At 39.9% G+C, this 23,968-nt stretch carries 20 protein-coding genes; 1 reads left to right on the forward strand and 19 read right to left on the reverse strand.

Features of this window, described 5'->3' with window-relative positions; genetic code table 11:
• Positions 1-78: 78 nt before the first annotated feature.
• The 3 genes from bcd to HNQ41_RS05950 all read right to left on the reverse strand — a co-directional run bounded on the left by bcd (position 79) and on the right by HNQ41_RS05950 (position 4,333).
• Positions 79-1,173: a branched-chain amino acid dehydrogenase gene (gene bcd, locus HNQ41_RS05940; RefSeq protein WP_184663494.1), complete on the reverse strand. Its 1,095-nt coding sequence runs from the start codon at positions 1,171-1,173 to the stop codon at positions 79-81.
• Positions 1,174-1,203: 30 nt separating this feature from the next.
• Positions 1,204-2,112 carry a bifunctional enoyl-CoA hydratase/phosphate acetyltransferase gene (locus tag HNQ41_RS05945; protein WP_184663495.1) on the reverse strand — a complete coding sequence of 303 codons (909 nt, stop codon included), beginning with the start codon at positions 2,110-2,112 and terminating at the stop codon, positions 1,204-1,206.
• 163 nt (positions 2,113-2,275) lie between these two features.
• Positions 2,276-4,333, reverse strand: coding sequence for a sigma-54 interaction domain-containing protein (locus HNQ41_RS05950; RefSeq protein ID WP_184663496.1), 2,058 nt, complete (start codon positions 4,331-4,333; stop codon positions 2,276-2,278).
• Positions 4,334-4,528: 195 nt separating this feature from the next.
• On the opposite strand from HNQ41_RS05950, the gene HNQ41_RS05955 reads away from it, so the two are divergent.
• On the forward strand, positions 4,529-4,774 hold the full coding sequence (locus HNQ41_RS05955; protein ID WP_184663497.1) for a DUF2627 domain-containing protein: 246 nt from the start codon (positions 4,529-4,531) through the stop codon (positions 4,772-4,774).
• A 70-nt stretch (positions 4,775-4,844) separates the two neighbouring features.
• Here HNQ41_RS05955 and HNQ41_RS05960 read toward each other — a convergent pair whose 3' ends face one another.
• The 16 genes from HNQ41_RS05960 to xseB all read right to left on the reverse strand — a co-directional run bounded on the left by HNQ41_RS05960 (position 4,845) and on the right by xseB (position 23,965).
• On the reverse strand, positions 4,845-5,651 hold the full coding sequence (locus HNQ41_RS05960) for a hypothetical protein (protein WP_184663498.1): 807 nt from the start codon (positions 5,649-5,651) through the stop codon (positions 4,845-4,847).
• A complete protein-coding gene (locus HNQ41_RS05965) occupies positions 5,627-6,295 on the reverse strand; it encodes a glycosyltransferase family 2 protein (RefSeq protein ID WP_184663499.1) in 669 nt (222 codons plus the stop codon). Before HNQ41_RS05965 ends, HNQ41_RS05960 begins: the two co-directional genes overlap by 25 nt.
• Before the next feature lie 46 nt (positions 6,296-6,341).
• Complete coding sequence (gene steA / locus HNQ41_RS05970) at positions 6,342-7,427, reverse strand: putative cytokinetic ring protein SteA (protein ID WP_184663500.1); 1,086 nt, start codon at positions 7,425-7,427, stop codon at positions 6,342-6,344.
• A 430-nt stretch (positions 7,428-7,857) separates the two neighbouring features.
• The gene (gene pflA, locus HNQ41_RS05975; protein ID WP_184663501.1) at positions 7,858-8,589 is read right to left on the reverse strand and encodes a pyruvate formate-lyase-activating protein; all 732 of its coding nucleotides are present in this window, start codon (positions 8,587-8,589) and stop codon (positions 7,858-7,860) included.
• 5 nt (positions 8,590-8,594) lie between these two features.
• On the reverse strand, positions 8,595-10,820 hold the full coding sequence (gene pflB / locus HNQ41_RS05980) for a formate C-acetyltransferase (RefSeq protein ID WP_184663590.1): 2,226 nt from the start codon (positions 10,818-10,820) through the stop codon (positions 8,595-8,597).
• A gap of 781 nt (positions 10,821-11,601) precedes the next feature.
• Positions 11,602-12,405: a sporulation transcription factor Spo0A gene (gene spo0A, locus HNQ41_RS05985; protein ID WP_184663502.1), complete on the reverse strand. Its 804-nt coding sequence runs from the start codon at positions 12,403-12,405 to the stop codon at positions 11,602-11,604.
• Positions 12,406-12,749: 344 nt separating this feature from the next.
• Complete coding sequence (locus HNQ41_RS05990; RefSeq protein ID WP_184663503.1) at positions 12,750-13,091, reverse strand: SLC13 family permease; 342 nt, start codon at positions 13,089-13,091, stop codon at positions 12,750-12,752.
• A 49-nt stretch (positions 13,092-13,140) separates the two neighbouring features.
• Entirely contained in the window at positions 13,141-14,718 is a 1,578-nt protein-coding gene (pckA, locus tag HNQ41_RS05995; RefSeq protein ID WP_184663504.1) for a phosphoenolpyruvate carboxykinase (ATP), read from the reverse strand.
• 209 nt (positions 14,719-14,927) lie between these two features.
• The gene (gene spoIVB, locus HNQ41_RS06000) at positions 14,928-16,214 is read right to left on the reverse strand and encodes a SpoIVB peptidase (RefSeq protein WP_184663505.1); all 1,287 of its coding nucleotides are present in this window, start codon (positions 16,212-16,214) and stop codon (positions 14,928-14,930) included.
• 174 nt (positions 16,215-16,388) lie between these two features.
• On the reverse strand, positions 16,389-18,113 hold the full coding sequence (recN, locus tag HNQ41_RS06005; RefSeq protein WP_184663506.1) for a DNA repair protein RecN: 1,725 nt from the start codon (positions 18,111-18,113) through the stop codon (positions 16,389-16,391).
• A 33-nt stretch (positions 18,114-18,146) separates the two neighbouring features.
• Positions 18,147-18,596 (reverse strand): transcriptional regulator AhrC/ArgR, encoded by a 450-nt coding sequence (gene ahrC / locus HNQ41_RS06010; protein WP_184663507.1) that lies wholly within the window; start codon positions 18,594-18,596, stop codon positions 18,147-18,149.
• Positions 18,597-18,745: 149 nt separating this feature from the next.
• Positions 18,746-19,564 (reverse strand): TlyA family RNA methyltransferase, encoded by an 819-nt coding sequence (locus HNQ41_RS06015; RefSeq protein ID WP_184663508.1) that lies wholly within the window; start codon positions 19,562-19,564, stop codon positions 18,746-18,748.
• A gap of 3 nt (positions 19,565-19,567) precedes the next feature.
• The gene (gene dxs / locus HNQ41_RS06020) at positions 19,568-21,457 is read right to left on the reverse strand and encodes a 1-deoxy-D-xylulose-5-phosphate synthase (protein ID WP_184663509.1); all 1,890 of its coding nucleotides are present in this window, start codon (positions 21,455-21,457) and stop codon (positions 19,568-19,570) included.
• A 15-nt stretch (positions 21,458-21,472) separates the two neighbouring features.
• Positions 21,473-22,090 (reverse strand): hypothetical protein, encoded by a 618-nt coding sequence (locus tag HNQ41_RS06025; RefSeq protein ID WP_184663510.1) that lies wholly within the window; start codon positions 22,088-22,090, stop codon positions 21,473-21,475.
• A gap of 751 nt (positions 22,091-22,841) precedes the next feature.
• Positions 22,842-23,726 carry a polyprenyl synthetase family protein gene (locus HNQ41_RS06030; RefSeq protein WP_343043333.1) on the reverse strand — a complete coding sequence of 295 codons (885 nt, stop codon included), beginning with the start codon at positions 23,724-23,726 and terminating at the stop codon, positions 22,842-22,844.
• Positions 23,723-23,965 carry an exodeoxyribonuclease VII small subunit gene (gene xseB, locus HNQ41_RS06035; protein ID WP_184663511.1) on the reverse strand — a complete coding sequence of 81 codons (243 nt, stop codon included), beginning with the start codon at positions 23,963-23,965 and terminating at the stop codon, positions 23,723-23,725. The genes HNQ41_RS06030 and xseB overlap by 4 nt, the downstream gene beginning before the upstream one ends.
• Positions 23,966-23,968 lie beyond the last annotated feature (3 nt).

Below are 23,968 nucleotides of genomic sequence, written 5' to 3' on the forward strand. Positions count from 1 at the left end.
TCTTTCCCTCCAACATTTTACGCAAATATTTTAGCAAACCTTTATTTAAAGTGAAAATAAAGTCAAACCATTGTAATACTAGCGCCGATTTAAAATATTTTTTTCATCTTTTAGAAATTGCTTTCGCGATTGTTTCATTTTTGCAATACGTTCTTCTGCCATTCGATCCGCTGCAATATACGTAGGAATATCATCACGTTTAGCAATCGTAAATATATTTGTTACCTTTCCATAAATCGTTTCTACCTTTTTCATCGCCCGTTCCTTATTATAACCATACAACTCGTCAGAAACGTTAATCACACCACCTGAATTAATCACGTAATCCGGTACATAAACAATTCCTTTTTCTTTTAACACATCTCCATGACGAGACTCTTTCAATTGGTTATTAGCAGCTCCTGCAATCACTTTCGCTTTCAATTGTGGAATCGTGTCGTCATTAATCGTTGCTCCTAAAGCACAAGGAGAATAAATATCACACTCTACGCCGTAAATGTCATTAATAGCAACCGCTTGGGCACCAAAGTCCTCAACCGCTTTCTGAACAGCTGATTCATTAATGTCTGTTACGATCAAATGAGCCCCTTCATTGTGTAGGTGACGACATAAATTGTAAGAAACATTTCCCACGCCTTGAACGGCAATCGTTTTTCCTTCTAATGAATCTGTACCGAAAGCTTCCTTCGCCGCTGCTTTCATTCCTACATAAACGCCGTAAGCTGTGACCGGAGATGGGTTACCAGATGAGCCAAAAGCTTGTGAAATCCCCGTCACATAATCCGTCTCTTCATGAACTAAATCCATATCGCCGACCGTTGTGCCTACATCTTCAGCTGTAATATAACGGCCGTTTAGCCCTTGTATATAGCGGCCAAAAGCTCGGAACATCTCTTCGTTTTTATCTGTACGTGGATCTCCGATGATAACAGTTTTTCCACCTCCAAGGTTTAAACCCGCTGCCGCGTTTTTATAGGTCATCCCTTTTGCTAAACGCAACGCATCTTCGAATGCATCTTCTTCAGAATCATACGTCCACATTCTCGTTCCACCAAGCGCTGGACCTAGCGTCGTATCGTGAATAGCAATGATCGCTTTCAACCCTGATTCGCGATCCTGACAAACAACCACCTGTTCATAATCTTCCATTTCCATATATTTAAAAAGTTCCATTTTGAACCCCTCCCTCATGATCGATCTTAATTAGGCTGAACAAATAGCTAGTGCTATCGAAAACAATTTATTTTCTGCCGAATCTGCTCGTGATGTCAAAACAATCGGCGCTTTCGAACCTGCAATAACCGATGCTACATTTGCTCGTGAGAAATATACGAGTGATTTATAAAGGACATTTCCGACTTCGATTGTTGGAACGAATAAAATATCAGCAGAACCTGCAACAGAAGATTGAATACCTTTATGTTCTGCAGCTTGGATATTAATCGCATTATCTAACGCTAACGGACCGTCAACGACACAACCTGAAATTTGATTACGGGCATTCATTTGTGCTAAAACTGCAGCATCTACTGTCGCTTGCATTGATGGGTTGACCGTCTCTACCGCCGCTAAAGCTGCGACTTTCGGACAATCCATTCCTACTTTGTGAGCGATTTGTACAGCATTACCTACAATCGCTACCTTTTCATCTATTCCCGGGGAAATGTTCATTGCAGCATCTGTCACAAACATGAGCCGATGTTCGATCGGATGTTGAAACAACGCAACATGTGAAAGAACACTCGAGCTACGGATTCCGTTCTCTTTGTTCAATACAACTTTTAACAAATGCGACGTTGATACCATCCCTTTCATCACAACATCAGCTTCTTCATTACGAACAAGCTCGACAGCCCGTTTTACAGATTCACCTTCATCCGTTGTCGGTTCAATTTTAATCATCTCGCCATCTGCTTTTCCACCCAATTCATTTAATTGTTGAAGAATTTCTTGTTTCGGTCCTGTAATTCGAACGCTAGCAATCCCTTTACTCACCGCTGTAAGCGCTGCTTGTAATACGTCGCGGTCAGTACCATGAGCAATTGCAATTGTTGCTTTGTGGTCACGATTTTGCGCGCGTTCAAGAAGTTCATATAATGTATTCATATCCATTTCTACCTCATTTCCACAACTTTTAAGGTGAAGCAACTGTACTTTCTAATAATGCAAACTTCATGCCAAAAACGCAAGCGCTTTCACCTACGGATTTCCCAAGAAATTCCCTGCCGAAGAACCTGCAACATTTTTCGTGGCATGAAAAATGTTGCAGGCAAAATTATTCAAGGTGATATTTTTTCAACTTATAATACAAGTTACGAACTGAAACACCTAAATGTTTAGCTGATTGTGTTTTATTGCCACGGTGTTTTTCCAACGTACTTCTGAGTATTTCTTTTTCAACAGTTTCCAGTTGCTCAGCTAATGGGATATTTCTTTCTTGGTCAATATCTTGCATAACCTGTTCTCTAGATGAATCTTCTGGCATTGAAAGTTGAGGAATGTGATAAACTTCTATAGCTGTTGCACTTAACGGCATGTGAATAATTGCACGCCCCAATACATTTTCTAGCTCTCGCACATTTCCTGGCCAATGATAATTGCGCAAAATATGAAGTGCTTCTTCTGTTACGTATTCAACGTTCCGCCCAAAATCTTGATTAATTTTCCTTAACAAGTGCTGACATAAATCAGCTAAGTCTTCTTTACGGTCACGTAAAGCTGGAATATGTATAGGCATTCGATTGACACGATAATAAAGGTCTTCACGGAAGGCCTCATTTTGCATTTCCTTTTCTAAGTGAACATTTGTCGCAGCGATTACGCGCACATCAATATCAATTTGATCTGTCCCGCCAACGCGAACGATTTCTTGTTCCTGTAGTACACGCAATAATTTTGCCTGCATTTTCGGGGATAGCTCACCAATCTCATCGAGAAAGATACTCCCTTTATCAGCTTCTTCAAATAAACCTCGCTTTCCCCCACGTTTTGCTCCAGAAAACGCACCTTCTTCATAGCCGAATAATTCACTTTCTAGTAATGATTCACTAAGAGCTGAACAATTGACACGAATAAACTTATTGTACTTCCTGTCACTTGCATTGTGAATAGCGTGAGCAAACAATTCTTTCCCTGTACCCGATTCTCCACGTAAAAGGATCGTTACTGGTGTCGTCGCAGCCACCTTTGCTTGTTCTATAGATACGCGCATTTCAGTAGAATGGCCGATAATATCTTCAAATGTGTATTTAGCTTCAAGTGTACGAATAATTTGCCTCGCTTTTTCCAGTTCAGTGCTTAACGTCTTCATTTCAGACATATCGTGGACCACACCGACACTACCCTTTAATTGGCCATCAACAATCACCGGAGCGACATTAACGATCACTTCTTTTTTATTGGGACCAACTTTCATTTTCACGCCACGTACAGGTTCCTTCGTCTTTAAAACACGTAGGTGCATGCTTTCCCCTTCTGAAATATCTGTGGTCGCCGGATGTCCGATTACATCTCGTTCACTCAAACCCGTTAACCTTGTGTAAGCACGATTAATCATTAGTCCAATTCCATTTTCATCAACAACTGAAATCGCGTCATCTGAGGATTGAATAATGGCTTCAAGCATTGTACGGATACTCTTTAAATTGGTTACCTCTTCAGCCATAAGCTCAATTTCTGTCACATCTTTAAAAACAGCGAGCGCACCTACCACTTTTCCATTTTGTTTCATGGGAATTCTTGTTGTAATAATTGAACGATCTTCATTCAAGACTTGTCTTTGGTTTTTTTCTCGCTCTTCTGTCTGTAAGACACGTGGCAATTGGCTCGTTGGTAAAACCTCTTCTATAGGTTTGCCGACATCTTCATAACGATTTAACCCCGTCATTTGCTCGGCAGCACGATTTAACACAGTGATTTTATGTTCATGATCAATAGCCAACATCCCATCAGATGTTGCATGGAAGATCAATTCTTGTTCATTGTATTGATTTTTTAACTGATCAATAAGCATCTCTTTTTCTTCTATTAGTTGGAACATAACGGATGCGACCGCACCAGGTATTAATGCTACTTCTCTATCACCTAAATTTGCACGCACTTCCTTAAGCAGCGACTCATCACCAGTAACGTTAAAAATCACATCAACCGTTTTTTCAATCGCATCATACCAATGATCAAAGTGCGGGATGCCATATTGGTCCGCCAATCTACGCCCTGGACTATCTGGGTTACAATCAATAACCGCAACGACTTCAACTGAACTTGTATCCAAAAATACCCTTAATAATGAGGTTCCACCGTTTCCTGCACCAATGAGCATGACCTGTTTCAATTATACCTCTCCCTTTTAGTACCTACTCATAATATTCGGTACTAATTTGTGAATTCCTGCAATTTTTTTCAGAATATCATATAAAACGAAAGCTCAGTAGTTAAAAAATCATTTCGCTACCGATAATCGCTTTGAATTGCAGTGCAAATGAAAATTCGCTAAAATAATTAGTAAGTATAGAAAGGGTCGAATCATATGACATTACAACGTTTTCTTGCATTGTTGATATTACTCATCCCTGGTTTTATTGCTGGATACGGCATCAAACAGATGCGAGACACATTATTTCAAATTTTAAATCAACCTTACCCATCACTTACCCTTCAATTTATCGTTGGTTTTTTCGCGATGATTGTTGGTGTTGCCTTTATTGGCGGATTCATTCTTCATCGTGACCGAAAACGAAACAAAGTTCAAACTCGTTTCCAAAAACCACAATAACCTCAATGCAAAAGGTCTGACCCATGTCGCAACGATTTTGTAGAACACCTGCGTACATTGGACCAGACCTTTAATGTTTTTGAAAAACACGCCTTCTTCCGATTTGATCAATACGCTGTAAGAAGGGTCGTTTTTCAATGATCTTATGGAATGACATTCGTTCAGCTGCAACTGTTAAAAGGAACGCTATTAAAAGAAATACAATTTGAACGCTAAATGGAACGAGTAAAGAAAGTAACCCCATCCCCCCACCTATTAATGCTGCTCCATTGTCTCCTAACATCGCACGTTCATACATTTCAAGGCCTGCCCAAATAACAAGTGTGATAACAAAAACAAAAAACCAAGAGAAATCAGGAATATAAAAACATATGACAATAAACAAAAAGATCATAAACAATTTAAATGATCTTAAAGGGCGTGTGTCAAATAAATTTACAACGTGTGGAAACAACGTGAAGTTTAGTAAAGCAAGCAAAACCGCTACATTCAACTGTCCTTCAAAACGAGAGAACAAATAAACAAAAGCCGCAATTGGCAGCCCAACCAACTTCACTATTCCTGTTGTAACCGTACCATGATCTAGACAGTATAGAACATGTCCTTTAACCCCTTTGGCCACATCACTCCCATAAAGGTCATCAAAAAGTCCGAGTAATGTGACGACTGTCAAGTAAACAAGTGCAGAAAGTGACATTCCACTTATAACAGCTAAAGTAGATGCCAGTGCAACTGAGAAGTAAAGAGAAATACCGAGACTATACGTACTTTTCTCGCCACGAAAATTTAAGTTATACCATTTTCGTTTATAAAAAAATAGATGAACAAAATAAAATATTGGCCATATAAGTACTAGATACCACGCTTGTACCTCCATATCGAACGCTCCATATCAATCCATTGTTTTGCACGATGATAAAAACCGTATGGTGTTTTGCCAATTCTACGATGATCCATATCTGTAACGATTTCTATTACCTTTGCACCATTTCTTAATAGCTGCAATGTCATCACCATCTCAAACCCATATCCATAAGCTGAGCAGGACTGAATGAATGGAATCCACTTCTTCCGAATCGCCCGTTGACCTGAGAGTGGTGCCTGACTTTCAAAACCGGTTTGTCGTTTCAAGTATTTTTGTGCTCTTTGACGAACAAGTCCAATTCCTTCTTTGTTCCGCTTCGGAAAACGAGCAACCGTCATGTCTACAGATGAATCTTTTAACGGCAGCAGCAATTTGTCTGCTTCTGAAACGGTAACGCCCAAGTCTGCATCTAACATTAAAAATTGCTCACTCTTTACGTATTCCAGCCCTTTAATAACTGCTGCTGCTTTCCCGAGATTTTTCGAACATGCTACGACATCATTCGTAAATTGACGCGCAATCGATACACTTTGATCAACACTTCCATCGTCAATCACGATGATGTTCTTCACCCATGTTTTATTTTCTAATGATGAGAGTGTTTCTCTTAAAACATTTTCTTCATTATAAACTGGAATTATGACATCAACTTCCATCCTCGTTCATCCTTCATCTTTAAAAATAAGATCAAATGATTAATCGTTAATGCTCATCAGATAATGCCCGTATTGGTGAATGAGACGAAAAGCGCTCCGAAACCCCTGTCGTCATTTCATGTTTCTTCCATAAATGATAGCCTGATAAGTCAACAACACGGTCGCCAGCAAACATTCTCGTTAATACTGTGGAGGCCATTCCTGAGCGCCCCTTTTCTAACATATCAATCATGTTGTTACGACACCCTAACGTATAAATGACTTCAGCACCTGAAACAGCAGAAAGCATAATTGCTAGGTCTTCACTAACTCCTAAAAAAGGAACTGCCAAAGCTTGTAATCCAAAACGTTTTAAATGTTCTGCTCCTGGACTTCTCCCATCTTTATAACTATGTGCAACGAATTTGGTACGCGGAAATAGTGCAGGGTCAGAGATTGAATCCATATCGCCAACGATCATATCTGGAATGATCCCGAATTGCCGCAAACCATCAGCCGCCCCGTCAACAGCAACAATCTGCAGCGATTGAACACGTCGATGAGCTGGCGTCGAAAAAACTGCTCGTAAATCTTTTAGATAATTTGCGTGACGCGCCACAACTAATACCTTTTTATATTGTAGTTGCTCAAATTGCGGCAGGTCGTGAACCGACTTACGAAAGGGGGCGACTTCCTGTTGTGCAAAAGTTAATGTATTATCTGCAAAACAAGAAAACACATCTGTTTTACGTTGCTCAGCATAAGAAAGCGCTTTTAGATAATTCATCTCATCATAAGCTTTTAACGTTGAAACTTCCTCCCAAGAACCGTCACGCCAAACGGACAAGGCATTATTTTCAATCAAAAGATACTCACTATGAACGGATTCCAACCCTTTTGGTCCATATTCTTCAACGATATCGAAAACTGGAATCCCGTGATTGAAAAGGACCTCCAAACCACGATGTGGGAACTCTCCTGAAAAAGAAGATTTCGAGTTAACGACTGCTCGTACGTTTTTACCGACGAGTTCTTGCGCCGCAAGTCGATCGATATCTCGGTGGGCTATCAACGCAATTTGCCCTGTAGGGATCGTTTGGATCAGTCTTTTTGTTTTTTGATCATAAAATCCATACCCTTTAATCGGTGTCATACGCTTTCGCCTAACTTTCTTTAGTATGATTTAACGTTAGTATGAACGAAGATACGTATTTTCACACAAAGAAAATTCTTTTACTACTTGAATGAATTTCATAATAGATAATGTAAATCTCATATCCGAACATTGATTGTGATTTCCACTGCAGGCGGGCGCTTTCCCAAGGGCTTGTCTTCAGCTAAATTCAGCTCCACAAACCGTCGCTGAATTGGATCTTCAGACTGCGCTGATCCTTTGGGAGTCGCCGCCTTTCGTTCCAATCACTCGTTTCAAAAACGAACGTTAACCTTCGTGATAACTGATTACATTCGTGATGTTTGTTAAAACCCTTCATTATGAAATTGGTTCACTTAAGAAACGAAACAAAACCGACCCTCGAAAATGTAATGACATTTTCCGAAGGTCGGTTCTCATTGTTTGATCCTTATTTTACAGCCAAGTTTTCATTGTCCAACATTAACTTTCTTTTCGCTTTCTCCATCGTTTCCTCGTCTGGAGGGGAGACCTCTGTTAACTGATAATCGAACCCTAACTGCTCCCATTTATATTCGCCCATCTTATGAAAAGGCAAAACCTCAACGTGCTTAACAACAGAATGCTGTCGAATAAATTGACCAAGCTTATCGAGGGATTGATCATCATCTGTCCACCCAGGGACGATGACATGTCGGATCCAAACAGGAATGCTTTTATCTTCTAGAAGTTGGATCATCTTTTTCGTATTTTTATTACTAACCCCTGTAATGGACTGGTGCTTCTCATCATCGATATGCTTTACGTCTAATAATACGAGATCCGTAACTGCTAAAATATCCTCAATATTCGCTGGCATGATCGTACCTGATGTATCAAGTGCCGTATGAATCCCTTTTTCTTTACACGCTTCAAAAAATGCTTGTACAAAACGCGGCTGTAATAACGGCTCTCCACCACTTAATGTAACCCCACCACCAGAAAACTTCATGTAAGGAAGATATGATGAAGCTTCTTCAAGTAATTCATCGACAGTCATTTCTTTACCATCACCACATTCCCAAGTGTCTGGATTATGGCAGTATACACATCTTAATGGACAACCTTGTAGGAAGGTGACGAACCGGAGTCCCGGTCCGTCGACAGTTCCACACGATTCAACAGAATGGATGCGAGCTTTCATTTATATCACATACTTTCATGGAAAGTTCGGTTAATGACATCTAGTTGCTGTTCACGAGTTAAACGAATGAAGTTTACCGCGTACCCTGAAACGCGAACAGTTAATTGTGGGTATTTTTCAGGGTGTTCCATTGCATCTTCTAATTTTTCACGATCGAACACGTTAATATTTACGTGATGACCTGTTTGCGACATATAGCCATCTAAAATAGATACTAAGTTTTGACAACGAGTTTGTTCATCTTTTCCTAGTGCTTTAGGAACGATTGAGAACGTACAAGAGATTCCGTCTTGACTATCTTCGAATGGCAATTTCGCAACTGAGTTTAGAGAAGCAAGCGCCCCTTTTGTATCTCTTCCGTGCATCGGGTTCGCCCCTGGTGCAAACGGCTCACCTGATTTACGACCATCAGGTGTATTTCCTGTTTTCTTTCCATAAACGACATTAGATGTAATCGTTAAGATCGATTGTGTCGGTACAGCATCACGGTACGTTTTTCGTTCACGAATCTTATTCATAAACCCTTTTACAAGGTCACGTGCGATTTCGTCAGCACGGGCGTCATCATTACCGTACTTTGGATAATCTCCTTCGACTTCAAAGTCAGTAGCAACGCCATCTTCATCACGAATGACACGTACTGTTGTATGCTTAATTGCACTTAGTGCGTCTGTTACTACAGAAAGTCCGGCGATTCCACAAGCCATCGTTCTCATAACATCACGGTCATGCAATGCCATTTCTAATCGTTCGTAAGAATATTTATCGTGCATGTAATGGATCACGTTCAATGCATCAATGTACAATCCTGCAAGCCAGTCCTGAACTTCTTCGAATTTTTCTTTTACTTCATCATAATCAAGTACATCAGACTTAATCGGTTCAAATGCTGGTCCGACTTGCATTTTTAATTTCTCATCGACGCCACCATTAATTGTGTATAAAAGAGCTTTCGCTAAGTTAGCACGCGCACCGAAAAACTGCATTTGTTTACCAATTTTCATCGGAGATACACAACAAGCAATACCGTAGTCATCACCATAGTCTTCACGCATTAAGTCATCGTTTTCATATTGAATGGAGCTCGTCTCAATTGACATCTTTGCTGTAAACTCTTTGAAGTTTTTAGGTAATTGCTCAGACCATAGAACAGTTAAGTTCGGCTCCGGTGCAGGACCTAAGTTTGTGAGTGTATGCAAAAATCTAAATGAGTTTTTCGTGACAAGTGGGCTGCCGTCTTCAGCGACACCACCGATTGACTCTGTCACCCATGTTGGGTCACCGCTGAATAACTCGTTGTATTCAGGTGTGCGTAAGAAGCGCACCATACGAAGCTTCATAACAAAATGGTCGACTAATTCTTGCACTTCTTTTTCTGTGATCGAACCTTCTGCTAAATCTCTTTCAATGTAAATATCTAAAAACGTTGATACACGGCCAAGACTCATCGCAGCTCCATTTTGTTCCTTAATCGCCGCAAGATAAGCTAAGTATACGGATTGGAAAGCTTCCTTCGCATTTTTAGCTGGCTGTGAAATATCATGCTCATAAGCTTGTGCTAATTGTTTTAATTCTTCAAGTGAACGAAGTTGTTCAGACAATTCTTCACGATCACGAATATTTTCTTCGTTCATCGGACGACTCTCTAACTCTTGCTTCTCTTGTTTCTTCACCTCAATAAGATGATCGACACCGTAAAGAGCTGGACGACGGTAGTCGCCGATGATACGTCCACGTCCATAAGCATCCGGTAAACCAGTAACAATACCTGCTTTTCTCGCTTTCATAATCTCTGGTGTATAACCATCAAAGACACCTTGGTTATGTGTTTTTCTGTATTCTGTAAACGTTTTCTCCGTTTCGGGATCGATTTCGTATCCAAATGACTCAAGAGCTGTTTTCATCATACGAATACCACCGAAAGGTTGTAACGAACGTTTTAAAGGCGCATCTGTTTGTAGACCGACAATTTGTTCGAGTTGACGATCAATATAGCCCGCTTCATGAGATGTAATTGTTGATACGTTTTTCGTATCAGCATCTAAAATGCCTTGCTCGCGCTCTTGTTTCATTAAATCAAGAACGTGATTCCACAACTTTTCAGTTTTATCAGTTGTTCCTTCTAGAAAAGTATCATTACCTGTATAGAGTTGATAGTTTCTCAAAATAAAATCGCGCACATCGATTTGTTCGTTCCAATTCCCTGTTTCAAAACTTCTCCATGCTTCCATTTGGTTGATTCCTTCACGTTGTAACGTTTCCATTTTGTCACACCCTTTTCCATCGTTTTTTTGGCAAATAATGTGATTCACTTCACATTCAAAACAAAAAACAAATAGCTGATGCAAATGATTCTGTACTATTGATTTGTCTGACCCCATTATAATATAGTTAATCAGATGTTTGTGTGACAATATCGTGAATTGTATATGAAAGTTGATTTAGCAAGGTATATCTTTATTAGATGAATTATAAAACCATACCATTTACCAAAACTGTTTTACAACAAACGTCAAACTGTTATATATTTGATTGGTATTTTACAAAAGTGATTTGGCGTTACCGATTTTGGTTATATTTCATTTCCTTTGTGGATACGGATTTTAGGAGGTTTGAGTGTTTCTTAGATTATTGGTTAGGTGCACGTGAAAAGGGGCTGTCCCAAAAGTCGGAAAAATAACCGACTGTTGAGGACGCCTCTCTTCTATTTTATGGGTGACAAATATAATCCCGCTCGAATCCGTTACACCTTGAATTTGGTTTAGTAGCCATCGCCCACAACTTCCTGAAACAGGTGCAGCTGTACCTCCTGTTTCGGAGGTCCATAACAAAAAAGAGAACCAACCGTGAATTTTACCTATCACGGTTGGTTCTCTTTTTTGTTTAGAAGAGGATTTTGAGACAGCCCCTTCTATCATAAGTCTTATTTACATGGGTGCGATAACTATGTTTATCGCAAAATTTTACTTAACTTACGTCTGATTATCCCCCAAATCAGCGTGATTTCATCAATTACGACACTTTATGTTCAATGCGTAATTTATCAGCCACCATCGCGATGAATTCACTGTTCGTTGGTTTTGCTTTTGATACACTCACTGTGTAACCGAACATTTTTGAAATCGAGTCGATATTACCACGGCTCCACGCGACTTCGATCGCATGACGAATCGCACGTTCTACGCGGCTTGCAGTTGTATTATATTTCTTTGCGATGTCTGGATACAACACTTTCGTGATTGATCCTAAAAGTTCAATGTCATTATAAACCATTGTGATCGCTTCTCTTAAATACATATACCCTTTAATATGAGCAGGAACCCCAATCTCATGAATAATGCTTGTTATGCTTGCATCCAAGTTCATAGGTTCTTCTTCTTTCTTCGGTTCAGAGGATGATACAGCCGCTTGTGACCGATTTTCTAAAAATGACACGCCACCTTGACCCCCAACATCACGAACTTTATTTATAAGCGTCTCCATATCAAATGGCTTCAATATATAATATGAAGCACCTAAGTCAACAGCTTTCTTCGTAACATCTTCTTGTCCGAACGCCGTAAGCATAATGATGTTTGGTCTTTTTGTTAACTGTCGTTCATTCAACTTTTCCAAAACGGCTAGACCATCTAAATGTGGCATAATAATGTCTAAAATAAGGACATCTGGTTCTTCTTTTTCAACAATATCGAGGCAATCTTGCCCGTTAAAAACTTTACCTGTTACTTCCATATCTTCTTGAGCTGATAAGTAATCATCTAATAGTGTAACAAGTTCACGATTATCATCAGCTATACATACGTTGATCTTTTCCAAGGTTGTTTCCTCCTCACAGCAATTTTGTTCTATCCAACGCTTTCGACAGACTTACATTAATTCCTTTTTATTTATTGATTTTTTCTAAAAAAACTCATTTTTTCTCTCGTTTTTTTTCGTTTTCTCTCGATTTCGACGCCTTTCGATGATCATCACTCATCGAATGATACCTTTGTCGAAAAATCTTTATGCTGATTTTATTGTAACATTTTGCCTGTTTCGCGAAAAGAGAAGTGCTCCATTTAAAAAAAGCGAAGGTAAGTTTGTTCATTCTCCCCTCGCTTTTAAAACTGCTAGAAAATGACAATGGGATTAAAAAATGATGAAGGGTTCGCCTCCATTGATCATGCCATACTAATGACAACAGGCACTAATACTACAACAATGATCATGAGTGAAAAAAGTAACCTTGCTTCGCTCCCTCGGGCCAATTTTACAATTAACTGAGCAGCCATCGATGCTAGTCCGGTTCGAAAAATTCCTGCACCAACAACAAATAGCCCTGCGATCATAACAACAACAGAATTGGAAAAACCACTTAATGCCTCTTCGGTCGTAATAATACCCGTTAGTAACAGAGCAAGCATAGATAGTAACGCGACAAAGTCTGAGCGTATCTTATTTGAAATAAACAACACGGTCGTTATCAATAAAATAATAAATGTTATTATTAAGTCGTTACTCATTTTCCTTCACCCATTTTAATGATTTGAGGCGAACGTTATCAATTGTTTGCTAATGTGTTTGTTTTGTTTGAAGGAGATCATCAATGTTAGGATCAAACATTTTCAGTTTTTCAAAATTTTCATCGAATTTTTCCACTAACTCCTTGGCCTGTTTGTCGTAAGCATCTTTATTCGCCCACGTATTACGTGGTACTAAAACCTCTCTAGGCACACCAGGACAAAATTCTGGGATAAGCAACCCGAAATTAGGATCTGGATTTACATTAAAATTATCTAATTCACCCGTTATCGCTGCTGTTAACATCGCACGAGTGTAACTTAAGTTCATTCGCTTTCCTTCTCCGAATGGTCCACCAGTCCAACCTGTATTGACCAAATAAACCTTTGTGCGGTATTGACCCACTTTCTCACCAAGTAATTTAGCATATACACTCGGGTACAGTGGCAGGAAAGGTGCTCCATAGCACGTTGAAAAAGTTGCCTCTGGTTCTTTCACACCTCTTTCTGTCCCAGCTAATTTACTTGTATAACCTGATAGAAAATGGTACATCGCCTGCTCTTTTGTCAACTTCGATATTGGTGGTAATACGCCAAAAGCGTCCGCCGTCAAAAAGATGATGATATTTGGATGCCCTCCTAAGCCATCGGTTAGCGAACCTTCAATATGTTCTATCGGATAAGCAGTGCGAGTATTTTCTGTTAATGTGTTATCATCATAGTCAGGTTCTCTCGTATCTCCATCAGTGACAACGTTTTCTACAATGGCACCAAATCGAATACTATCATAAATTTGCGGCTCATTTTCTACGTTTAGGTTGATACACTTGGCGTAACAGCCACCCTCCATATTAAAAATCCCCGATTCACTCCAGCCGTGCTCGTCATCGCCAATTAAATAACGAGTTGGGTCTGCTGATAACGTCGTTTTTCCAGTGCCAGAAAGCCCAAAGAACATCGCCACATCTCCCTGGTCTCCCATATTAGCTGAACAGTGCATCGGTAGAACACCATGCTCAGGGAGAATCGTATTCATCACACTAAAAATTGACTTCTTCATCTCACCTGCATATTCCGTCCCACCTATTAAAATAATTCCTTTTTCATAGTTTACAATGATAAATGTCTCTGTTTTTGTTCCGTGTAGTGAAGGATCTGCTTTAAAATTCGGAGCATAAACGACTGTGAACTTCGCTCGATGATTATTTACATCTTCTTTCCGTGGACGTATAAACAACCTTTGTGCAAATAAACTATGCCATGCATATTCGTTTATAACCCTAATAGGTAAACGATATAGTTCTTCTGATCCTACATAACCATCAAATACAAACAATTCCTTATCATTTAAATAACGTAGAACATCTTGATAAAGAACGTCAAATTTTTCTTGATCAAATGGTTGATTCACATTTCCCCAAGCTATTTTGTCTGAAATCGAAGGCTCGTCTACAATAAACTTATCTTTCGGTGATCTGCCTGTATACTTCCCTGTAACCACTCTTAATGCACCAGTATTCGTTAATTGTCCTTCATCTCGTTTAATAGCTATTTCTACAAGTTTCGGTACAGATAAATTTCGGTGAACACCTATGTTACATAACAATTGTTCAAGCGTTACATTTTCCATGAAATTCACCCTCTTTATAAATAATTGATGAACCTTTTCTATAAACCTCTTTCCCAATTCATCATGCATATATGCCTTATGTAATTAAGGTTGCGAAATCTTTCACAAAACATTCATCAATTATTCTTTTTTTTCTGAATTTTGAACACACGCAACCATTTTTGTAAAAATTGTGACCGAACGTTAAAAAATGAAGACGAGTTCAATAATTAACTCGCCTTCTCCTCCTCTTTTTGTCCTTTTTCTATATCAATACCTGCTTCTTCAAGCATCCACTGAATATGAGCTCCGTATCCACTTGTAGGATCATTGACAAAAACGTGTGTAACAGCGCCTACCACTTTGTCGTTTTGAATGATTGGGCTACCACTCATTCCTTGTACAATGCCACCTGTTGCATTTAATAACCTGTCATCTGTTACTTTTACAACCATTCCCTTAGTAGCAGGAAATTTTTGTGGTTTAGAACTAACAATTTCAATGTCGTACGCTTCAACTTCTTCACCTTCAACAACTGTCAGCATTTTTGCTGGACCTTCTTCTACTTGATCAGAAAGGCCGATTGGCATTGGCTCATTATACTTACCGTTTCCAGGCTCATCATGTAACTCGCCAAATATACCGAATGAACTATTTTTTGTTATATTACCAAGTACTTGACCTTGATTTGTAAAACGAGCTAACTTTTCTCCAGGTTCTCCAGTCTCTCCTTTTTCAATCGATGTTACTTTCGAGCGTAAAATCTCACCATTATTGACTTCAACAGGTTTTTGCGTATCCATATCAGCAATAACATGACCTAATGCACCATAAGCTTTTGACGTTGGGTCATAAAATGTAAGTGTTCCTACACCTGCAGCAGAGTCTCGAATATATAACCCGAGTCTATACGACTCATTATCCTTCCCTTTTTTCGGAAACAATGACGTCGTAATCGTCTCACCATCTCGTTCAATCTCCAACTTTAATGATTCTTCTTTCTTACCCGCATTTTCCACGTAAGGTGCTAACTCATTCATTTGTTCAATTGTTTCACCATTGATCTTTTTAATAATATCCCCGACTTTGACATCGGCATCTTCCCCTGGTGATTGCGTCCCTTGTTCGGTTTCCACTAAATGATGGCCCACAACTAAAACGCCAAGCGTATGAACTTTCACACCGATTGATTGTCCACCAGGTATAATACGTAAATCCGGTAACACAGAAACATCAACTGATTTTAATGGGAAGTTTCCTATACCAAATGTGACATTCGTATCTCCTGGCTCCACACCACTTAACACCGTTTCTTCACCTTCATTTATGTCGACGGGGTCATCATTGGATTGATTTATAACTGGTAACGAAGTCGCTACAGCTTCCGTCTGATCAGAGAAGAATTGGAATTCATTCGGTGTGTGAACATAATCCTTAAGAGGCGTGTAAAAGGCTGCACCGATGAGCATAACAAGGAGAATCGCACCGATAAACCGTCTTACCAAGTTCTTGTTCACTCTTTTCACTCTCCTCGTTTCTAACCTACACCTCTATCATGGCTGTACTATACATGTTGCCCTCGCGCAATTGCATTTATAACTTGTTCGATGAAAAAAACACTGACTAATAAGGACGTAATTACCTTTTTAGGAATAACCATCCTTCAGTCAGTGTTCTTTACAATTCGTTTTTTATAATTGCTTTATTTGATTTGCTTGTTGTAATAATTCATCAGCATGTTTTTTTGTTAAGTCCGTAATCTCAACACCTGATATCATTCGACTAAGTTCATCGACTGCTTCATCTACACTCAAGGTGCGAACGTTTGTCACAACACGATTTTCCTCTTCTTGTTTTGATATATAAAGGTGTGTATCGGCCATAGCTGCCACTTGTGGTAAATGGGTGATGCAAAGAACTTGTGCATCTGCGGACATTTTTTGTATCTTTTCTGCAATCGCTTGAGAAACTCGCCCACTTACACCTGTATCCACCTCATCAAAAATTAGTGTCGTCACACCTTCAAAGCTCGATAATACAGTCTTAAATGCGAGGATTAAACGAGAAATTTCACCACCAGATGCCACTTTAGCTAATGGTTTCAATGGTTCCCCTTTATTGGTAGCAACATAAAATTCCACACGCTCAAAGCCATCTTCATTAAAGTGAATTTTTTCTCCATTAATATAAGGATCATCATCAGATGGTGTTAATGACTGAAAGTGAACTTCAACAACAGTATCTTTCATAAATAAAGCTTGTAATTCACTTTGTACTGCTTTTTGTAACTTTTCAGCAGCTTGTCGACGCAGTTTCGATACATTTTGTGCTTCGACATAAAGGTCTTCACTTGCGCTTTGTACCTCTTGTTGCCATTTTTGTATATGGTGATCACGGTGTTCTAATGTATCGACTTCTTCCTCTATCGTTGAAGCATATTCTAAAATCTCATTAACGGAACTTCCATATTTTCTTTTTAATTGATGAATCTCACTTAAACGACCCTCAATTTCATGAAGGCGCTCTGGATCAAACTCCAGTGTATCTAAATGTTCCCGTAATGAAAAAGTCGCTTCTTCTAACATGTAGTATTCATTTTGTAACGTGTTATATATTTCTGTTAACCCTTCATCCAAATGCTTGACATCTTCAAGGTTTTGTAGAGCCAGGAATATCCATTCCAACCCTTTACTGTCCCCATAAAGTGCATTGTAACTTGATTGGATTTGTTCATAAAGCTTTTCGCTATTTGCTAATTTTGCTCGTTCTTTTTCTAATGTATCGTCTTCGTCTAATTGCAACGAAGCTTGTTCAATTTCTTGCAATTGATACTGAATTAAATCGAGTCTTTGTGCTGTTTGTTGCTCATTTTCAGACAAACGTTTCAATTGATTCTTCGCTTTTTGGAAGCGTTCATAAACATCTTTATATTCCTGCTTCGCCTTGAGTAACTTTTCGCCTCCAAAACGGTCAAGTAAACGTAAGTGCTTATCCGTTTGCATAAGATGTTGGTGTTCATGTTGACCGTGAATATCAACAAGAGACTGACCAATTTCCCGTAATATCGCAAGCGTAACGAGTTTTCCGTTCGCCCGACAGACGCTTTTTCCTTGAAGAGTGATGTGTCTCTGTAAAACAAGCGTATCTTCTTCGCCCGGGTCAACACCTAGCTCAAGAAGCTTATTGGTCACACCCTCACAACGATCCAAAGAAAATATCCCTTCAATCTCCGCACGTTTTGCTCCATGTCGAACAAACTCCACAGAACCACGACCACCGATTAAAAGTCCGATCGCGTCAATAATAATCGATTTACCAGCCCCTGTTTCTCCGGTAAGAACAGAAAGACCATCATCGAATGATATTGACACATCCTCGATGATCGCAAAATCTTTGATCGACAATTCCAACAGCATTGAAAATCCCATCCTTTAGCTTTAAAAAGATCACTACACCATCTCTAAAAAACGCTCGCAGATTGGTTCAGTATCCTCATTACTTCGGCATATGATTAAGATCGTATCATCACCACAGATCGTTCCTAACACATCTTCCCAATCAAGGTTATCAATTAATGCACCAATGGCATTGGCATTTCCGGGAAGTGTCTTAATAATAATAAGGTTATTCGCTCTGTCAATTGATACAAAACTGTCCATTAGCGCCCTTTTAAGTTTTTGTAAAGGATTAAAGCGTTGATCAGCCGGTAAACTATACTTATAACGTCCATCTATCATTGGTACTTTCACTAAATGAAGTTCTTTTATGTCGCGCGAAACCGTCGCTTGCGTGACATTGTAGCCCATATTTTGTAGCAATTCAACGAGATCATCTTGTGTTTCTACTTCATGGTTCGTAATAATTTCACGAATTTTTATATGTCTTTGCCCTTTATTCATCATTTCTGCCTCCGTTGTTCATATCCCATATTCCATGATAAAGGTCTTCATGTCACCTTCTATCATAAATTATTTTTTATAAATATACAATCCTTGTATATTTTTTAATCATACAAAAAGGAGACAAGCTAATTGCCTCCTAATCATAATTACCGCTTTATAAGATTTTTCACTTCAGAAAGAACATCTGTCAAATCATCATCACTTACAAGTAGTTGTGGCTCCTGTTGTTCTTCAAGGTGTAAATGAAGCAAAAATTCAATATTCCCTTCACTACCTTGAATAGGCGATGTCGCTAACCCTTTCACCGAAAACCCAACATGAATAGCTTCATCCATCGTTTTTCGTAATACTTTTTGATGTATTTTTGGGTCACGTACAATCCCATTTTTGCCCACCTCTTCACGGCCGGCTTCAAATTGCGGTTTTACTAGTGTTGACACATCAGATCCAGGTGCGAGAATTTTTGCCAGAACGGGTAAAATTTGCGTTAGAGATATGAAGGATACATCGATCGTCGCAAAATTTGGGCGCCCGAACTGAAAGTGATCAACGGTAGCATAACGAAAATTCGTCTGTTCCATGACTTCTACACGGTCATCACTTCTTAAAGACCAAGCCAATTGATTCGTCCCTACATCTAGTGCATAAACTTTTTCCGCACCATTTTGCAGTGCACAATCAGTAAATCCGCCAGTTGATGCCCCAATATCAAGCATCGTTTTTCCAACGACATCAATATCAAACACGTCAAGTGCTTTCGCTAACTTTAATCCACCACGACTTACGTAAGGAATCGCTTTTCCTTTTACGACAATTTCACCATCTACAGGTACTTTAGTACCCGGTTTATCAACGCGCTCTCCATCGACAAATACGAGACCTGCCATAATCGATCGCTTTGCTTTTTCTCTTGTTTCCATTAACCCTTCTTCTACAAGGGCAATATCAATTCGTCTTTTTTTCATTCGTTATGCACGTCGCCTCTTTCTTGGAATGAGAGCTTCTACACGTTCCACAGCCGCCTCAGCGGTCAAACCAATTTCCTCAAGAAGCTCTGGAACACTACCGTGTTCGATATATCGATCAGGAATTCCCATACGTTCTACAACGGATGAATGGAATCCAGCCTCATGTAAGTACTCTAAAACTGCACTACCGAAGCCACCTTGTAAAGCACTTTCTTCTAAAGTTAACATCGGCATTTCTCGCAGCGCTAGAGATTGAAGCAGGTCTTCGTCCAATGGTTTAATTGAACGAGCATTGATAATCATCGCTTGGATGCCTTGGGATTGTAATTGTTTTGCCGCTTCTTCTGCAACCGGAATCATCGTTCCATGTGCGAGTATGGCTACATCGTTTCCATTTCTAAGCGTTTCCCATGTTCCCATCGGAATTTCCTTCAATGTATCATCCATCTCGATGCCATATCCGTTACCACGCGGATAACGCACAGCAATCGGTCCATCATCATATTGAATAGCAGTATAGATCATATGCTGTAACTCATTTTCATCTTTAGGCATCATGATACGCATATTTGGTAGGTGACGCAAATAAGCAACATCAAATACACCTTGGTGTGTTTCACCATCAGCACCAACTAGACCTGCGCGGTCAACAGCAAAAAAGACATTCAAGTTTTGCCGACATACATCGTGAACAACCTGATCATAACCACGTTGTAGAAACGTTGAGTAAACCGCGAAAACAGGCTTCATACCTTGAGTCGCAAGACCCGCTGCCATCGTTGTCGCGTGTTGCTCAGCAATCCCTACATCAAACATACGCTCTGGAAATTGTTTTTCAAATTGATCAAGTTTCGTACCACCAGGCATTGCTGCCGTGATCGCAACGACACGTTCATCTTTAGCTGCAATTTTTGCTAATGTATCAGAAAAAACGCCACTGTAACTAGGAGGACCGGGTTTTTTGACAACTTCCCCTGATTCAATTTTGTAAGGTCCCAAACCGTGCCATGTACCTTTTGCATCATTCTCAGCTGGCGCATAGCCTTTACCTTTTTTCGTTAATACATGGACGAGAACTGGTCCACCCGTTTTCTTTGCGTAGTTCATATTCTCTTTCAAATCTTGAAAGTCATGTCCGTCAACCGGACCTAAATAAGTAAAACCTAATTCTTCAAAAAACACCCCTGAGACGAGCAAATACTTCAAGCTATCTTTAACACGTTCAGCTGTTGAAGCAATACGCCCACCGAGTGCGGGAATTCGTTTCATAAGTAGCTCAAGCTCTTCTTTTGTTTTTTGATACTTACCTGCTGTACGCAGACGTCCTAAAACACTATGGAGAGCACCAACGTTAGGAGCAATCGACATTTCATTATCGTTTAAAACAACAATTAAATCTTTCTGTTCATGGCCAATGTGGTTGAGCGCTTCTAACGCCATGCCACCTGTTAATGCACCATCTCCGATGACCGCGACGACATTTTCGTCCGTCCCTTTAACATCTCGGGCAACGGCCATACCCATGGCTGCTGAAAGGCTTGTTGAACTATGACCAGTTTCCCAAACATCATGTTCACTTTCCGAACGTTTCGGAAAGCCACATAAACCACGATATTGACGTAATTGATCAAATTGTTCGCTTCTCCCTGTCAAGATTTTATGAACATATGCTTGATGACCTACGTCCCATAAAAACTTGTCTTTTGGGCTGTCAAACAAATGGTGAAGAACGAGTGTTAATTCAACGACACCAAGGTTAGGTCCTAAGTGCCCGCCAGTATGTGACAGCTTTTCAACCAAGAAAGAACGGATATCTTGTGCGAGCGTCGTCAATTGTTCGTCTGAATACGTTTTAAGAAAACCGGGGTCTTTAATCTTTGATAGATCCAAGAAAAACCCTCACTTTCATTTGTTTTTCTTCTTTTTATTTCTATTACGATCTTTTCTGTTTCCACCTTTAAAGACTGTTATCTTCAATTTTACCTCTAATAAATAAAATAATCTACCCACATGATATATGATGAATGTTGAATTTGTCATTGCCAATGTCTTTCCAACTGATTTTCCGCCAACTGTCAAAGCAGCTACAACACTTGTAAAAATGACGGAAATGATAAATTGAATAGTCGTCCCTTCTCCATGGCCAAGTTGAAGGGAAATTTGTAACACGACATAAGCAGAAGCTGTTCCGCTCACAACCCCGGCAATATCACCGACGACATCGTTACAAAAATTAGCAAACCGATCGGCATTGCGAGTAATACGCATCGCATGCCATGCACCTGGTAATTTTTTTGCTGCCATCGCATGAAATGGCTTCTCTTCTGCAGCAGTAGCTGCCACACCTATTGTATCTGATATCACACCTGTGAGAACAATTGAAAAAACGATGACCATGCCTGTTCCCCATGCGACACCACTAAGCATAAATGTTGACACCACTGCAAAAATAGCCGCTAACACGAGTGTGATAACGGCAATGATCCAACTCCAATGTAATGATTTTTTTAATGATTCTTTCATCTGTTGTTTATCGATCCAATCTTATATGGTTTATCTTTTCACAGTCTATGTATAAGTCGAGTGGTCATTTAAAGGGTAAACTTTGCGCCTTAGGTCCAGTAGGTTTTCCCAAGCAGATACCTCAGCGTCGCCGCCGTGGCGGTTTCCCTTTAAATCTGCCTTGACGCAGTCACCCAACGCCAGACTGGATTACCACTTAGTACACACTATAATCCCCTTTAAATGTCCAGTTGGAACAGTCTAGGAGTTTTCCTCGGCAGTCCCGACCACTCTCTATCCTCTTTTGCAGAGCTGATTTCATATGGTAACTAGATAAAACCGTCATTAACGTATACAATCTAGTATTCCATAATCCCCTCAGGCTCCACTCAAGGCAGGCTACGCTGCTCACAAGCTTCCCAACTTGCAAAGCAGGTTCATACCCCAAAGAGTAGCATATTGTTGGGAATTAATGCCACCCTTTAGGGCCTCCGCGGCGCAGGGTCAACGCCCACATGCCTTTGTGGATCGCCCTACAGCCTTTACTCCCAGCAACGACCCAAGGCTGGGCGCCTCAAGCCGTTACTAGAAACTTCATCGATGTGCCCTTTAGCGGATTTTTAGGCCCGCTTTCGAGAGTGAAGGACCGACTAGAATACTGCACCACTCGTTCTAGGATCATTATATCATGCATGAATCTGCTTAAACAATGGAGATAGAAGTCAACTTTGGGGTAGCACTTCCTTTATAGAGAATTTTTACCGATGATATCTTAATACTTACGCTCCATGATATAGTCCGCCAGTTGGAGAAGAAAACTAGGAGATGGCACAGCTTTTTGGCAATAAGATTTTGCTTCCTCAATATGACTGACCATCTTTTCCTTTGCTCCTTCAAGCGTTAATAATTTAGGATAGGTACTCTTTTCATTTTCATCGTCACTACCAACAGGTTTACCAAGAAGATCGGCATTTCCTTCAACGTCGAGAATATCATCTTTAATTTGAAAAGCAAGACCGATATTTTTCGCATAGCGCTCGAGTAAACTACGTTGTTCAAACGTTGCTCCTGCTAAATAAGCACCTGCTTCTATGGAAAATGCAAGCAATTCTCCCGTCTTATGTGTGTGAATGTATTCTAATTGATCGACCGTAAGCTGCTTGTTTTCTCCTTCCATATCAGCTAACTGCCCGCCTACCATCCCTTCTGGACCAGCTGCCGTAGACAAGTGATCAACTAACCAGACTCTTTCTTGATCATTTAGGTGATTCGATTGTGTAACCATTTTAAAGCTATGAGTCAACAAAGCGTCTCCTGCTAATATAGCCACCGCTTCTCCATAGACTTTATGATTCGTCAGTTTACCACGACGGTAGTGGTCATCATCCATTGCTGGCAAATCATCGTGAATTAACGAGTATGTATGAATCATCTCAATCGCTGCTGCTACGTCATAGCCTTTACGTACATCCTTGTTAAAGCTATCTAACGTTGCAAGGAGCAATAAAGGGCGAAGGCGTTTTCCTCCAGCTTCCAAAGAATAGCGCATCGCCTCTTGCAAGGGAGAAGGAACCTTCAGTTCATCAACTTCATTTAAAAGGCGATCTTCAATCTCAGGTTTATGTTCACTCATGAATGTTTCAAATGATGACGTCACTCTGACGATTCCTCCTGTAAATTTGTCAGTTCCACTTCTCCATCATCCTTAACGATTTCATCCATTTGTTTTTCAACAGCTTGAAGTTTGTTATGACACTGTTTTGATAACTCCATCCCTTCTTGAAACATAGCAATTGCTTTTTCCAATGGGACGTCTCCTTCTTCTAACTTTTCAACAACGCTCTCTAACTTGTTCATTGCTTCTTCAAAACTTAAAGTTTCCTCTTTATTCTCCATTGT

Origin of the sequence: Texcoconibacillus texcoconensis, assembly GCF_014202575.1 — a bacterium.
Taxonomy (GTDB): domain Bacteria; phylum Bacillota; class Bacilli; order Bacillales; family Salisediminibacteriaceae; genus Texcoconibacillus; species Texcoconibacillus texcoconensis.

Excerpts from the sequence above, each read along its gene's own strand:
- xseB (WP_184663511.1), bottom strand. The coding sequence starts at position 23,965 with ATGGAGAATAAAGAGGAAACTTTAAGTTTTGAAGAAGCAATGAACAAG.
- HNQ41_RS05945 (WP_184663495.1), bottom strand. The coding sequence starts at position 2,112 with ATGGATATGAATACATTATATGAACTTCTTGAACGCGCGCAAAATCGT.
- bcd (WP_184663494.1), bottom strand. The coding sequence starts at position 1,173 with ATGGAACTTTTTAAATATATGGAAATGGAAGATTATGAACAGGTGGTT.
- HNQ41_RS05990 (WP_184663503.1), bottom strand. The coding sequence starts at position 13,091 with ATGAGTAACGACTTAATAATAACATTTATTATTTTATTGATAACGACC.
- pckA (WP_184663504.1), bottom strand. The coding sequence starts at position 14,718 with ATGGAAAATGTAACGCTTGAACAATTGTTATGTAACATAGGTGTTCAC.
- recN (WP_184663506.1), bottom strand. The coding sequence starts at position 18,113 with ATGCTGTTGGAATTGTCGATCAAAGATTTTGCGATCATCGAGGATGTG.
- HNQ41_RS05955 (WP_184663497.1), top strand. The coding sequence starts at position 4,529 with ATGACATTACAACGTTTTCTTGCATTGTTGATATTACTCATCCCTGGT.
- HNQ41_RS06025 (WP_184663510.1), bottom strand. The coding sequence starts at position 22,090 with ATGAAAGAATCATTAAAAAAATCATTACATTGGAGTTGGATCATTGCC.
- HNQ41_RS05965 (WP_184663499.1), bottom strand. The coding sequence starts at position 6,295 with ATGGAAGTTGATGTCATAATTCCAGTTTATAATGAAGAAAATGTTTTA.
- HNQ41_RS06015 (WP_184663508.1), bottom strand. The coding sequence starts at position 19,564 with ATGAAAAAAAGACGAATTGATATTGCCCTTGTAGAAGAAGGGTTAATG.
- ahrC (WP_184663507.1), bottom strand. The coding sequence starts at position 18,596 with ATGAATAAAGGGCAAAGACATATAAAAATTCGTGAAATTATTACGAAC.
- HNQ41_RS05960 (WP_184663498.1), bottom strand. The coding sequence starts at position 5,651 with ATGGAGGTACAAGCGTGGTATCTAGTACTTATATGGCCAATATTTTAT.
- pflB (WP_184663590.1), bottom strand. The coding sequence starts at position 10,820 with ATGGAAGCATGGAGAAGTTTTGAAACAGGGAATTGGAACGAACAAATC.
- steA (WP_184663500.1), bottom strand. The coding sequence starts at position 7,427 with ATGACACCGATTAAAGGGTATGGATTTTATGATCAAAAAACAAAAAGA.
- pflA (WP_184663501.1), bottom strand. The coding sequence starts at position 8,589 with ATGAAAGCTCGCATCCATTCTGTTGAATCGTGTGGAACTGTCGACGGA.